Annotated in this window: 13 protein-coding genes; all 13 read left to right on the top strand. The window is 44.5% G+C overall.

What is annotated here, in order from left to right; genetic code table 11:
• Positions 1-96: 96 nt before the first annotated feature.
• The 13 genes from BLS28_RS21900 (at position 97) to BLS28_RS21840 (ending at position 14,547) form a co-directional block, all read left to right on the top strand.
• The gene (locus BLS28_RS21900; RefSeq protein WP_091172373.1) at positions 97-669 is read left to right on the top strand and encodes an NAD(P)H-dependent oxidoreductase; all 573 of its coding nucleotides are present in this window, start codon (positions 97-99) and stop codon (positions 667-669) included.
• Between the two features lie 107 nt (positions 670-776).
• Entirely contained in the window at positions 777-1,175 is a 399-nt protein-coding gene (tssD, locus tag BLS28_RS21895) for a type VI secretion system tube protein TssD (protein WP_091172372.1), read from the top strand.
• A 74-nt stretch (positions 1,176-1,249) separates the two neighbouring features.
• Positions 1,250-1,642: a type VI secretion system tube protein TssD gene (gene tssD, locus BLS28_RS21890; RefSeq protein ID WP_090531686.1), complete on the top strand. Its 393-nt coding sequence runs from the start codon at positions 1,250-1,252 to the stop codon at positions 1,640-1,642.
• A 112-nt stretch (positions 1,643-1,754) separates the two neighbouring features.
• Positions 1,755-2,654 carry a hypothetical protein gene (locus BLS28_RS21885; RefSeq protein ID WP_091172370.1) on the top strand — a complete coding sequence of 300 codons (900 nt, stop codon included), beginning with the start codon at positions 1,755-1,757 and terminating at the stop codon, positions 2,652-2,654.
• Positions 2,655-2,657: 3 nt separating this feature from the next.
• Positions 2,658-3,269: a hypothetical protein gene (locus tag BLS28_RS21880; protein WP_091172368.1), complete on the top strand. Its 612-nt coding sequence runs from the start codon at positions 2,658-2,660 to the stop codon at positions 3,267-3,269.
• A gap of 19 nt (positions 3,270-3,288) precedes the next feature.
• Positions 3,289-5,160 (top strand): type VI secretion system Vgr family protein, encoded by a 1,872-nt coding sequence (locus tag BLS28_RS21875; protein ID WP_091172365.1) that lies wholly within the window; start codon positions 3,289-3,291, stop codon positions 5,158-5,160.
• Positions 5,161-5,162: 2 nt separating this feature from the next.
• Positions 5,163-6,038, top strand: coding sequence for a hypothetical protein (locus tag BLS28_RS21870; RefSeq protein WP_143020842.1), 876 nt, complete (start codon positions 5,163-5,165; stop codon positions 6,036-6,038).
• A 36-nt stretch (positions 6,039-6,074) separates the two neighbouring features.
• Positions 6,075-7,445 (top strand): PAAR-like protein, encoded by a 1,371-nt coding sequence (locus BLS28_RS21865; protein ID WP_091172361.1) that lies wholly within the window; start codon positions 6,075-6,077, stop codon positions 7,443-7,445.
• Positions 7,446-7,463: 18 nt separating this feature from the next.
• The gene (locus BLS28_RS21860; protein WP_091172358.1) at positions 7,464-8,240 is read left to right on the top strand and encodes a PoNe immunity protein domain-containing protein; all 777 of its coding nucleotides are present in this window, start codon (positions 7,464-7,466) and stop codon (positions 8,238-8,240) included.
• 231 nt (positions 8,241-8,471) lie between these two features.
• Positions 8,472-10,127: a glycoside hydrolase family 28 protein gene (locus BLS28_RS21855; protein ID WP_091172356.1), complete on the top strand. Its 1,656-nt coding sequence runs from the start codon at positions 8,472-8,474 to the stop codon at positions 10,125-10,127.
• Positions 10,127-11,119 (top strand): pectinesterase family protein, encoded by a 993-nt coding sequence (locus BLS28_RS21850; protein WP_091172354.1) that lies wholly within the window; start codon positions 10,127-10,129, stop codon positions 11,117-11,119. The genes BLS28_RS21855 and BLS28_RS21850 overlap by 1 nt, the downstream gene beginning before the upstream one ends.
• Before the next feature lie 8 nt (positions 11,120-11,127).
• Positions 11,128-13,029, top strand: a complete 1,902-nt coding sequence (locus BLS28_RS21845; RefSeq protein WP_091172664.1) for a glycoside hydrolase family 88 protein — start codon at positions 11,128-11,130, stop codon at positions 13,027-13,029.
• A gap of 24 nt (positions 13,030-13,053) precedes the next feature.
• A complete protein-coding gene (locus BLS28_RS21840) occupies positions 13,054-14,547 on the top strand; it encodes a tagaturonate reductase (protein WP_091172352.1) in 1,494 nt (497 codons plus the stop codon).
• The last annotated feature ends 6 nt before the right edge of the window (positions 14,548-14,553 follow it).

The following is a 14,553-nucleotide window of genomic DNA, read 5'->3' as shown; positions in this document are numbered from 1 at the left end:
GTTTTAAAAGCGAGATTCAACCGTTAAACCAGCGCTGTGTGCATTTTAGGTTAATTTAACCGGAGGCCTAACTTTATTTATTGTTAAATATGGTTTATGTTTGCATTGATGAGGCAGCTATTGATCATTAATGCAGATATTGACAAAACACCAACCACAGCGGCATTGATCAACGCCTATAAAGACGGGGCCCAGGCCGCCGAAGCTGTAGTAAAGGAGATAGCCATCGCCGACCTTAAATTTAATCCCAATAAGCAGTTCACGCTAAGCAATAACGAGCCCGAACCCGACCTTGTGCAGGCCGTAAACGCAATAAAATGGGCATCGCACGTGGTGATATTTTGCCCGGTTTATAAAGATTCGATCAACTCGAAAATTAAAGGTTTTTTTGATCGCGTTTTCATGCCCGACCAGGTTTTTATCAGCTGCTCGTCGGTTAATTTCAATGGCCGGTCAGGACGTGTGGTTTCTATATTGGATGAAGCTGCCTGGCAGGACTGGCAGGTTGATATGAAGCCAACCTACCTGGCAGTAAAAAAACTAACCCTCGAAAAGCGCGGCATCAAGCCCGTACACACCAGTACCATCGGGCATCTCTACAACCTCGATAATGAGTACAGCAAAAAGTGGATCCAAAAATTATATTCTTTTGGGTTAAAACTTATTTAAATAAATATTTAATATTTTCTCCAAACAATAAATTAATTACATTGTAGTTATTAAAGTAATGCGCAAAGCATCTACTTTAAATTATTAACCTCTTAAAATTTATCATTATGGCTTTCAAAGCAAGATTAAATTTTTCGGGCAAGGACTACGATGTGCTCACTTGCTCCTATGCATTAAACCGCGATGTAGACTCAAAAGGACGCCCGTCCTCAGGTATTTACGGCGGTACTATCGATATCGAGATCGAGTCGACTGAAGACACCTCCATTATCGAATCAATGGTTAACAACCAGTACAAACCGATTGCCGGCACTTTGCTGATCAAAAAATCTGAGGAAGACGCTAAAATGAAAGAGCTGTCTTTTGAAGATGGCTACATCGTAAAGTATTCTGAAGGTATCGACATTACAGGCGCAACTCCCATGAGTTTGAAGTTTGTGATCTCGGCCCGCAAGTTGAAACTGGGAAGCGCCGAGCACGTGAACGATTGGCCAGGTAGAAACTAAGCCCGGCCGATTTTGTTATCAGTTTGTGCCGAAGGGGCACTTAATTTATTTATCTACTTAAAACTTTATTGATCATGGCTTTCAAAGCAAGAATTAGTTTAGGATCGAAAGAATTCGACGTGCTGCAATGCAGCTATTCATTAAACAGGGACGTTGACTCAAAAGGCCGTCCGTCATCAGGTGTATATGGTGGTACTATCCAGGTTGAGGTTGAATCAACCGAAGATACTTCGGTTATCGAATCGATGGTGAACAGCCAGTACAAACCAATTCACGGCACTATCACCTTCAAAAAATCTGAAGAAGATGCCAAAATGAAGGAGCTTAATTTTGAGGATGGTTATATAATTCAATATAACGAGGGGATATCGATTATCGGTAACAACCCAATGTCGTTAAGCTTTGTGATATCGGCGCGTAAGCTGAAAATAGGCAACGCCGAGCACGAAAACGACTGGCCTAAATAATATCTCAGTACAATTGATTTGTACTGTCTTTTTAAAAAGATACGGAGGAGATAGTAACATATTTTCCTCCGTATCTTTTTACAGCTTTTGTTTAGGTTCAGTTATAAACCTTATGAAAAGAAAGAAGAGAATAATAAACCCAGCCTTACCCACTACAAAGAAAAAGGTGAAAAAATCGTCGGTTCCAACCCCCATGGAATACGTGCAGCTTTTTAATAACTGTGTTATTAAAAAGGAAAAAATCGCTGCTGTCGATAAGATCATCGATGAAAAGGTAACCGTAAACCGCCCCCGTTACGAAAGTATTTCAAACCTGGTACGCCTTGGTACTAATGCGCCGTCGGCTGCCGGAAATAAAAATCTTTTCGCATCGGTGTATACCCCTTTTTTTGATCGTTATAACACCACACCGCTATCATTAAACCCAACCGCGGCCAATGCCAAACCCGAAAGCGTTTTGGATATCATGACCAAACCGCAGATGACAACCGGCCTTTTGGGAGCTAATTTTTTTGACACCGGGAGGTTTACCCCAAATGATCCGTTTTCGTTTATGAACCTTTTTGGCGGCGGCGGAGCTATCCCCTGGTATTTTATAGCTTGTGTACATTATATGGAGTGCTCGTTCAGTTTCAAAAAACACCTGCACAACGGCGATCCGCTTACCGGTTACACGGTACAGGTGCCGGCCAATCGCCCAAAGGTAGGTCACGGCCCTCCGTTTACTTTTGAGGAGAGTGCTGTTGATGCTATTAAACTGATGAAGTATGATAAGGTAACCAATTGGAGCCTGCCGTTTATTTTGCAAAAGCTGGAGGGATATAACGGTTTCGGTTATAATAAAAAGGGCATTCACACACCTTACCTCTGGAGTTTTTCGAACCAGTATGTTAAGGGCAAATATGTCAAAGACGGTGTTTTTGATGCCGAGGCGGTATCCCAGCAAATGGGCGCGGCAGTTATCCTTAAACGGATGGAAGACAGGGCACTGATCAGTATTCCCAGAAATTAACCAATGAACAGGATTAATAAACATATGGTATTATTACTGCTTGCTACCGGGTTGGCAGGTTCGGCTGTTGGCTGCAGCGGTAGCCCTAAAGCTCCGGTTGCTGATACTGTCAAGACCATAGCTAAGTCGGCCTCCCGAACTGTGCATAAGTCGGCCCTTACGGATGAGCAGTTGTTCAGGGCCTGCCTGAAACAGTTTAAAGCTGCTGCCCTGCAAAAAAATAAAAAGCAGCTGGCCGCCATGTTTTACTTTCCGTTGCAAACAACACCCCAATGGTCGAACGAAGATTTACGATCTGCTACGATTAACCCTGCTGAGGGACTGGTGAGCGGGGCAGAATATCCACAGTATGAGCCTGCTATATTGAGTGCTGACGTGCTTCGTCTTATACCCAAAAGTACCGAAGACGATCTGTCGGAAATTGACGCCGCTACCGACGAAAATTATTATAAAGTTATTGCAAAAGTTACAGATAAAGGCAGTAAGCTTTACGAGTTGCAGCAACAATATGAGCAAAAAAATGGCAGGGAAACATCGTACGGGTTTGTTTTTGGAAAAGTTAACGGGCAATATAAAATTATAAGTTACTACAGCCCATGGCCTGTTAAAGGTTAATGGATTTTATAGCCGAATTATGGAAAAGAAACTAAAAGTAGATATCAATATTGAAGGTACCCAGATCACCCATTTCTCTACCTTTAACCTTGACCAGCGTTTTAATGAGCATCATACTTTTCAGCTCAGGTTTAACCATGATATGGTTGAAGAGTACAACGCTGTTACGCTCGAAAACTCAAAGGACTTTATTGGCAAAAACATTACCGTGCAATTTGGCACAGCCGATAGCGGCGAAAATAAATTTAGCGGTATTGTTACCAAGGTAGAGCTTTCGCAAAGCCATGGGTTTCATGGCGATATCCTGGTGAGCGGCTTTAGTCCGACCATCCTGATTGACCGGGGTCCCGACCTCGGCTCGTATCTTAACAAAAGCCTGAGCAGCATTATTCAGTTAGCTACCCAGGATGCACCAGCAAACGATCTGAACCTCAATATCAAGCCAACCAATACTTCGCCTATTGATTATATCATTCAATATCGTGAAAGCGATTTTGAGTTTATCAACCGTCTTTCGGCCGAGTATTATGAATGGTTTTATTACGATGGTGCTAAACTGAATTTTGGCAAGCCCGATAAACTGGAGGAGGTTGCTCTAATTTACGGTCGTGATCTGCACAGCCTGCAATATGCAATGCAGATAGCGCCTTTAAAGCATAATAAATTTGCTTACAACCCCAGGCAGGATGAACTGCTTTCGTCAGAGCCGCAAGGCTCTTCGGGCAGCACGCCGGACCTTTCGCATGCCATCAGCGCGTCAAACAAAGTTTTCAGCAAAGTTTATAATGAACCATTGGCTGTTAGGGTAAATAACAAAAAAGAAATAGATGATTTTGTTAATAACCAGCAAAAAGCGCTGATATCCGAATTGGTTACCATAGTAGGCAATTGCGACAACCCCATGGTGGGCCTGGGCAAAATACTTAATGTAAGCATGAGTGTAAGGGGTACAGGGGCTTTTGAATTGCAGGATTTTGGCAAGTTCCTGGTTACGGCGGTTTATCACCAGATCGACGGTATTGGCCATTACCAAAATACGTTTGAAGGCGTTACTGCCGATACGGAGCGTATCCCGGTTGCTGAAGCCGAAAAGCCAAACCCGGATATGCAGCTGGCCGATGTTACCGACAATGCCGACCCGGATGGGCATGGCCGCGTTAAAGTAAAATTTAAATGGCAATGTACCGCGAATGATGTTACCGAGTGGCTCAGGGTAGTTTCTCCTGATGCCGGCAGCTCGGATAAAGTAAGCAAGAACCGAGGCTTTGTTTTTATCCCCGAAGTTGGCGACCAGGTGCTGGTGGCATTTGAGGAGGGTAATATTGCCCGCCCGGTTATTATTGGCAGCATGTTTAGTGGTAAAACAGGCACAGGCGGCAGTCAAACCAATAAAACCAAAGCGCTTACTACCCGAAGCGGCAACACCGTGATACTGGACGATAGCAATGGCAGCATTAACGTTAAAGATCCCAGCGGTAACGTGGTAACCCTTAATGGCGACGGTACGGTAACCATTTATGCGCCAAACACCTTAACGCTGGTATCAAAAGATATAAACATTAATGCGGGCAATAGCATTAATATAACATCATCACCGGCTAAAGAAGGCGGGGGGGATGGTGTTATCAATGTTACAGCCAAAAAATCGATAGCGGTAGCGGCACAGGATGAAGGTATCACTACAAATGCGAAAAAAGATATCGCCTTTACCAGCGAAACCGAAAGCATCAAACTCTCTGCATCAGCCAAAGACATCACTTTTGATGCTGCGGCCGGCAAACTTTCATCAAGTAGCAAATCGGCCGAGATCAGCTCGACCGACAAAATGCATCTCAACGGCGGCAGTCTGGCGCATATTATAGCAGGCGATGTTGAAATTAACCAATCATGATCATGAATATATTACCGGTAAATACAGCTCAAAGTTCATGGTACCAGCTTAGCTCATCCAACCGTACCATAATTGGCACAAAAGTACTTGAGTTTGTGCAGGACAGGTGGATTGAAATAAAACTCATTAGCCATGACGATAAGCAACGGGTTTATGAATATACCCTGCTTGATCAAAATATGGATGGTTCGGCGCTGATCCATGAATGGGCAGCAGATATGGAATGGTTCCAGTCGCCGGTACAGATCATAACAGATCTGGAAGGGAAATTTATCGGCATCAATAATTTTAATAGTATCGCTAATTGCTGGCAGCAGGGCTTCCGGTCAAAAATTGCCAAAAAATATCGTCAGCAGGATGGTATCGATGTAATGCTGTCCGAAACAGATAAATTGCTGCAGGATCCTAAACGCTTTCTGCAATCATTTATGGGATACAGCCATTACCGGTGCTTTTTTCAACCTTTTTACAGGGAATGGCAAGCCAATGAAAGCTCTTCCCTGATACTGAAAGGTTTTTTCGGCACAATTGACCTGCCGCTCGTCATCTACAGTTTTACCGAACAACATGGCAACACCGTAACCATAACTAACGAAGCCGAGGTTGACGAAGAAAGGTTTGAAAGACCTGTTTTAGTGAGGATGCTAAAGGACCTTACAAATACCTATAACCTGAAGGTTGACCTGCAGACCGAGATGGAAGAGATTTACAAATTTGAAAACAACATACTACAGGAGGCCGATTTGTTTTTGCAATTACATGTGCCCTCATTTTATACTGTTGTAACGGCACATCAATGCAGGCGGATTGAACAGCATGAGCTTCCGAAGGAACGCGTTGATAAGAACGAGTTGAGCAACAGTGTACTGCATGTATAAGGCTGAAGGTTTAGTACTCACAAAAAGTAATATCCGATGTCAAAAAAATATATTCCAAACAATAGCTGCCTTAAGTGCGATAAAGGGTCGGCTCCTGTGCGGTTAAAGGTAACGCATCATAACAACACGAAAATTTATGGTGAGTTCCTGGCCAGTGAGGCCGACATGGTGCCGGGTGAAAATATTTTGCCCATGGGCAGGTGTTCGGTAACGGGTGGCAGCTGCAAATTTGATCCTATTTACTGGGACAAGACCAATAAAGGTGTTAAGGTTAACGGCTACAAATTATTATTTGAAGATGCGAACCTGTTATGCAAACAAGGCGGCAAAATAAGTGTTGACTTTAATGCGCCAGGCGGTATGAGCACAGCCGGGGCGCTTGTTACGGGTGCTGGCGCCGGAACGTTCAACTATGGTTCGTACACCAACACCCTTGATATATTACAGCGCGGTACCATTTATGATGTTGAAAACGGCAAGATAAGCCTGGTACGGAGCAACAGCGAAAGTGATTACCGCAGGCATGGTAATTACGGGGAGATGAAGGACAACGTTTATCATCGGCAGGAAGGTTTTCGAGATGTAAGAAGTGAGCACCCTGTAATTGACATTGATAAACCTACGGCTTCGGGTATTGATGGGGCTTACGCCAAAGATAATGGGTATAAAATTACAGACGGTAAATACAATACAGCATCGATACAAAATACGACAACCGGCCGCGAGTTAAGTGAGCGATGGACGCGAAATCACATCGACAATAACGGGGCGATAAACCCGGCAGACGAAGCAGGGGTTAGACTGGCAAATACAGATGGCAGCCTGAACCGCGAGGTGATCAGAGTTAAGCCCGACGGATCCATGCAGTCAGAAACTATAAACTCCAACGGCTTTAAAGCTACCCGCGGGCAAAGTGAGGCCCTGGAGATAAAAACCAGCAGGGCCGGCAATTTTATGAATGGTGTAAGGTCGTCCATGCTCAATTCAAAACCTCTTACAGCCTTGTCCGAATCTAATTTTTCGCAGGCGGTACGTAATAGCAGAATTGCCACTGGCGCAAATGACGGCCTGTTTAAGGCAAGCCAGGCAATTGCACGTTCTCCTGCTTTAAGTGTGGCTGGCAAAGTTGCCGGCCGGGGGCTTATAGTTGTTGGTATCGCCCTTGATGCAGTAAGTATCTATTCGGCGTATGAAGAAGAGGGCGGTTTTGGCAAAAAAACAAAAGAAGCGGTAGGCGGTGCTGCCGGTGGCCTTGCCGGAGGTATAGCAGGTGCCGAAATAGGTGCAATGATAGGTACTGCTATATGCCCCGGGGTTGGTACGGTAGTTGGTGGTATTGTTGGCGGGGTTATAGGAGGCCTGGCCGGAAGCGGCATTGGTAAATCAATTGCAGGATGGTTCTCATAAATTTAAACAGCTTATAAAATGGGTTTTTTTGATAAATTATTTGGCGGAGGTGGAACCACGGCAACACCCGAAACGCAGTTAAGAGCAGAATATAAAGACGTTGCTTTCTTTAAAAAAATGTTTGATAAGAAGCAGTCGATAATAAAAATGTACCAGGAACAAAATGTCACCTTAAAACAACAGGAAAAGTTTCGCCCGATAAACAACTGGGTGCTTGCTATGGAACATCTTGACCTGGTTTATTTAAACTATTCTTTCGGGAATGATATCAGCCTGTGTTATAATGAATATATAGCAGCTGCCGGATACTATGGCGAAGGCTGGGATGCCGACGCGTTTTATGCCGATATGATTGATATGGTAGCCTTAGGCAGCTTACTGAATGTACCTGATGAGGTATACGAGCCGGTTATTAATTATATCCGCCAGTCGGATAGTGGTTCCAGTTACCCAACCTGGACACCGGATGCCTTATTATGGTATATCATTAACACCAAAAAGCCGGGGAGCGGCCCGCAGCCGGATACGCTTATCACCGAAGCTTACAGGGATATTTATGATTTAACAAAAATGCCTAAAGCCGATGCGGAGCGCGAAATGAAACTTTACCTCGACAAATGGTACAGGTTGCATAAAGACGATTCATGGTATGAAAACCACAAAAAAGAAAGCTCATATAAAGGTTACTGGAGCTGGGAGGCGGGAGCGGTAACTAAGATAATGGGACTTGATGATAGCGGTTACGCTAACCATCCGAATTATCCTTATGATATGGTGCACTGGTCGGCTTCGTAATTGCGCGGTATCAAATAAAATCACCATAAACCGGCGTTGCTTTGAGTTTAACTGACGAAATCCGGTCTCTCTTTTTAGCCGCTAAAACTTACGCAAACGTTTCTGGGAACGTTTGCGCGGTTTTTGTTGGGCAAATCCTTTTTTTTATTGCCGTCAGCCTTTAATCTTGTTTAGGATTTAATGTTCCCTCACCAATTATAGGGCGATAAATAGCTGTTTTAAAATAAAAACATGTCGGTAGTAAAAACAAGGATAGGGATAGCGGTTTTGCTTTTGGCGGGTTGCTTCACATCGCGGGTACAGTGTCAGCAGTATTCCTGGCAACATTTGCCGCAGGTAAATAAACCTGTATTTAAAAAGGATACCATCAACATTTTAAAATATGGCGCCAAAGCTGATGGCATTACGTTAAATACAACAAGTATCAATAAAGCAATAAGCGCCTGCAGCGCCAAAGGGGGCGGGGTAGTGCTTATTCCACAAGGCTTGTGGCTAACCGGGCCGCTGGTGATGAAGAGTAATGTAAACCTCCATGTAAGCCGGGCGGCGCTGCTCCAGTTTACTGATGATAAAACGCAATATAAACTGGTTGAAGGTAATTATGAAGGCCATGCCGCTGTGCGTAATGAATCGCCGATATCCGGCACCAACCTTACCAATATCGCCATCACCGGCGAAGGGATCATTGATGGGCACGGCGAGGTTTGGCGGGCCATCAGCAAAGACAGGCTTACTGAAGCTGAATGGAAAAAACTGGTAGCATCGGGAGGCGTAGTGAGCGAAAATGGCAGGTCATGGTACCCTTCTGAAAGTTATGTTAACGGACTTAAAGCAGCTGGGGCAGGTGTTGTTGGCAATGGAAAAACCATAAAGGATAACGAACCTTTTAAGGACTTTTTCAGGCCAAATATGCTGGTACTTACCAATTGTAAAAAAGTATTGCTACAGGGCGTTACCCTTCAAAATTCGCCCGCATGGAATATTCATACTTTACTATGCGAAGACCTTACCGTACAGAACGCAAGGGTCAGGAATCCCTGGAATGCCCAGAACGGTGACGGAATCGACGTAGAATCATGCCGGAATGTGTTAATTGAAGGCAGCACTTTTGACGCCGGCGATGATGGCATCTGTATTAAATCGGGCCGGGATGAAGAAGGCCGCAAACGCGGTAAGCCCACTGAAAATGTAATTGTACGGAATAACGTGGTTTACCGTGCCCATGGCGGTTTTGTGATAGGAAGTGAAATGTCGGGAGGGGCGCGTAATATTTTCGTATCAAACTGTACATTCATCGGTACGGATATTGGTTTGCGTTTTAAAACTACACGCGGCAGGGGCGGCGTAGTTGAAAATATCTTTATTAAGGATATTGCCATGAAAGATATCCTTCATGAGGCTATTCTTTTTGATATGTACTACGGAGGCAAATCGCCCGGCGAAGCGGATGATATAAATGACCGGGCTGTTGTGCCGGTAACCGAAGCCACACCTTCATTTCGCAAGTTTTATGTAAACAATGTAGTGTGTAACGGCGCCGAAAAAGCGCTCATGATCCGGGGGCTACCCGAGATGGGGATTAAGGACATCCATATAGAAAACAGTACTTTCAAAACTGTTAAAGGAGCAGATGTAATAGAAGCACAGAACATCTTCCTGAAAAATATCCATCTCGAAAGTAAAGAAACCAACCCACTTATCAATGTTCAAAACAGCAGCAGCCTTACGTTTGATCATATTACCTATGGCAATACAGAGTTGTTGTTTAAGGTCAGCGGTAAAAAGTCGCAGCAAATAAAATTACTGAATACCGATGCCGCCAAGGCTAAGAACAAAGCTGAGTTTGCTTCAGGAGCAACCAAAAATGCAATAACCGGTTCAAATTAATGAAGAGAGCGGCGCTATTGATATGGATTGTTTTTGCTCCGGCACTATTGCTGGCGCAGGCGGTTGTATATCCAAAGCGTTTTACCGTAGCACTGGATGGTAGTGGCGATTTCAAAACCATTCAGCAGGCCGTAAACGCTGTTCGTGACCTGTCGCAGCAAAGGGTTAGCATTTACATAAAAGCCGGAGTATACCACGAAAAACTGGTAATCCCCTCCTGGAAATGTAATATAGAACTGATAGGTGACGATCAAAATAAAACCATCATCACCAACAGCGATTTCTCGGGCAAAGCAAACCCGCAGGGTAAGGATGCCTTCGGAAAAGCCGAGTTTACAACCTATACTTCGTACACGGTTTTGGTGCAGGGTAACGATTTTATCTCCCGGAATTTAACCATAGCAAATGCCGCAGGCCCCGTAGGACAGGCCGTGGCTTTACATGTTGAGGGCGACAGGTGTGCCATAATCAATTGCCGGCTGCTTGGCAACCAGGATACGCTTTATGCCGGTACCGAAAACAGCCGCCAGTTTTATAAAGACTGTTATATGGAAGGTACAACCGATTTTATTTTCGGCGAAGCCACTGCGGTTTTCCAAAACTGTGTGATCAAAAGTCTCCGAAACTCTTTTATTACAGCTCCCGCAACTACACCGCGACAGCGATTTGGTTTTGTGTTTTTAAACTGCCGGCTTGAAGCAGCTGATACCTCTGTAACAAAGGTTTACCTGGGCAGGCCCTGGCGGCCATACGCCAGATCTGTTTTTATCAATACAACAATGGGAAGCTACATCTGCGCCCAGGGCTGGGATAACTGGCGTAACCCGGAAAATGAAAAGACCGCCTTTTTTGCCGAATATAAAAGCAGCGGCACCAATATCAGCAAACGTGCGCCATGGTCGCACCAATTAACTGAGGCCGAAATGAAAAAATATACATTGAATAATGTTCTTGCCGGGAGTGATAACTGGGATGTAATGTCAATAAAATGAGCTGTATAATGAAGAAAATATTATTGTTATGTGCTTCCCTGTTCGCGGGCCTGGGGCTCAGGGCGCAAACGCTGCCATGGTCACAGCGGATGGCTAACACGGTTATGCATATCTGGGCAGATTCGCTGCCGGGCACTAACTGGTCGTACGACCAGGGGATTGTGTTACAAGGGCTGCAAAGCGTTTGGCAGCAATCGGCCCGGAGTGAATATTTTACTTACATCCAGAAATCGATGGACAGGTATGTGGGGGCAGATGGATCCATCCGTACCTATAAAGCCAAAGATTATACGTTGGATAATATTTTATCAGGCCGGAGCCTGTTATTTCTACACCAGGTATTAGGTACTGAAAAATACTACAAAGCTGCTTCATTACTTCGCAGACAGCTGGACGAACAGCCAAAAACTCCTGAAGGCGGTTTCTGGCATAAAAAAAGATACACTAACCAAATGTGGCTCGATGGCTTATACATGGCCGAGCCTTTTTATGCCGAATATGCTTCCCTTTACCATGAGGATGCGGATTTTGACCAGATAGCCGATCAGTTTATTTGGATGGAGCAGCATGCGCGCGATGCTAAAACAGGTTTGTTGTATCATGCCTGGGATCAGAGCAAAAAAGAACGCTGGGCTAACCCGCAAACCGGTCTTTCGGCCAGTTTATGGGCCCGTGCCGATGGTTGGTATGCTATGGCACTGGTTGATGTGTTACCCTATTTCCCGGCCAATCATCCTAAACGTGCAGCGCTCGTTGCCATTTTAAAACGCCGTGCTGTAGCTATACAAGGCAGTCAGGATGAAGGCTCTGGTTTGTGGTACCAGGTGCTTGATAAAGGCAGCAAGAAGGGTAATTACCTGGAAGCATCGGCTTCGTGCATGTTTGTGTATACGTTGGCTAAAGGTGTAAGGGAAGGCTATCTGCCTCAAAAATATTTGCCTGCTGCCCGAAAAGCTTATGATGGCATCATCAAAAACTTTATTGAAACCGATGCCGATGGACATGTAAACCTGAAAGGCACGGCAGGTGCTGTAGGCGTAGGCGGCGAACCTTATCGCGATGGCAGTTACGAATACTATACCGGTGTAAAGACTGTCTCCAACGAAACCAAAGGTGTTGGTTCATTTATGCTGGCCAGTGTAGAGATGGAACGTTTAGCCAATCTGAATGCAGGTAAAGGCAAAACCGTACTTTTAGATAGTTATTTTAATAACGAATACCATAAGGATATTACCGGTAAAAGTATCCCGTTCCACTACAAGTGGGAGGAACAGGATAATAACGGATTTTCGCTTTTTGGACGGATCTTTAATAATTACGGATTACATACCAAAACTTTAAGTGAGGCGCCTGATGATGTCAATCTGAAAAAAGCGGCAGCTTATATTATTGTTGATCCTGATATTCCTAAAGAAAACCTGGACGCTAAATATATCGAAGAACCACATATTAAAGCCATCAGTAATTGGGTGAAAAATGGCGGCGTACTGGTGGTTTTAAATAACGATACCGGTAATGCCGAATTTGTACATCTGAACAAGCTAATGGCCAAGTTTGGTATCAGCTTTAACCTAAATAGTGTTAACAGGGTGGTCGGCCGCAATTTTGAGCAGGGAGCTATAAACATCCCTTCGGATAATTCCATCTTTAAAACAGCGCGTAAGATTTATATCAAAGAGTTGAGTACCCTGCAGCTAATCAAGCCCGCTGTACCGCGGTTAACTAACGGCAAAGACATCATCGTAGCTACCGCCAAATATGGTAAAGGCACTGTGTTTGCCGTTGGCGACCCCTGGTTTTATAACGAATATACAGATGGCCGAAAGCTGCCGGCCGACTATGACAACTTTAAAGCAGCCAACGATTTGGTAGGCTGGTTGGTGAAGCAAATTCCTCAAACAAAAAAATAGTAACTTATTACAATTCAAAAGAACATGATATTATCAAGATATAACCTGAACAAAACAACAGTGCCGGCAGCAGAATTACCTCCTGTCAATGTATTTGACCTGCCCGAAAAGGTGCTGCAATTTGGTACCGGCGTACTGTTGCGTGGCTTGCCCGATTACTTTATCGACAAGGCTAACCGTGCCGGAATCTTCAACGGCAGGGTTGCGGTTGTTAAATCCACCGACAAAGGTTCGACAACGGATTTCGATATGCAGGATGGTTTGTACACCATTTATTCAAAAGGCATTGAAAACGGCGAAGAAGTTAATGAGCAGGTAATCTGTTCGGCGATCAGCCGGGTGCTTTCGGCCTCAAGCGAGTGGGAAGAGATCCTGGAGATAGCACGAAGCAAAAATTTACAGGTGGTGATTTCAAACACCACAGAAGTTGGGATCCAGTTGGTAAAGGAAGATGTACGTAAACATCCGCCGGCATCATTCCCAGGCAAACTGCTGGCTATTTTATATGAGCGTTACAGGGCTTTCAACGGCAGAGCGGATACCGGTTTGGTGATTATCCCAACGGAACTGATTATTGATAACGGTAAAAAACTGGAAGCCATTGTTTTAGAGCTTGCCCATTTAAATAAACTGGAGCCAGCTTTTATGGACTGGCTGGAGAGCAGCAATAGTTTCTGCAATTCGCTGGTGGACAGGATTGTGCCCGGCAGGCCGGATCAGCAATTAAGTGACGCCATGGAAACCGAGCGCGGTTATACCGATAACCTCAGCATCATGTCCGAAACCTATAGTCTTTGGGCTATCCAGTGCGATGAGAAAATAGCCGAAGTGCTATCTTTTGCCCAGGCTGATAACGGTGTTGTAATTACGCCTGATATTGAACTGTTCAGGGAATTGAAACTCCGCCTGCTTAATGGTACGCACACCTTGAGTTGCGCCGTAGCTTATCTTTCAGGCTTTAAAACAGTTAAGGAAGCCATGGACGATGCGCATTTCACAAAATTCATCACCCAACTGATGTTTACTGAAATCATGCCATCTATCCCATACCAGATTGATGAAGATGTAGCCCGTGATTTTGGTAACAAGGTGCTCGACAGGTTCCGCAACCCCAACATCAGGCACGAGTGGCTGAGCATTTCGGTGCAGTACGCTACTAAAATTAAAATGCGGGTTATTCCGTTATTATTGAACTATTACAAACAAAATAATAAGGCGCCTCAAATGATGGCTCTTGGTTTTGCAGCTTTTATCCGCTTTATGCAGATTACCGAGACGGCTGATGGTAAATATACCGGAACAGCACATTCGGATAATTACGCGGTAACCGACGACCAGGCACCTAATTTAAGCAAAGCATGGAACGGCGCTGATGCAGAAACAGCGATTGCAGCTATCCTTAAAAATAAAAGCCTTTGGGATACCGATCTGACAACGTTACCAGGCTTTACAGAAGCAGTGACAGCACAGTTTAAGCTTATTAACGAACAGGGAAAACTGGAAATAAGCGATATTTAAATAGGA

It is taken from the genome of Mucilaginibacter gossypii, assembly GCF_900100945.1.
Lineage (GTDB): Bacteria > Bacteroidota > Bacteroidia > Sphingobacteriales > Sphingobacteriaceae > Mucilaginibacter > Mucilaginibacter gossypii.
This window is presented reverse-complemented; position numbering and strand designations above follow the sequence as displayed.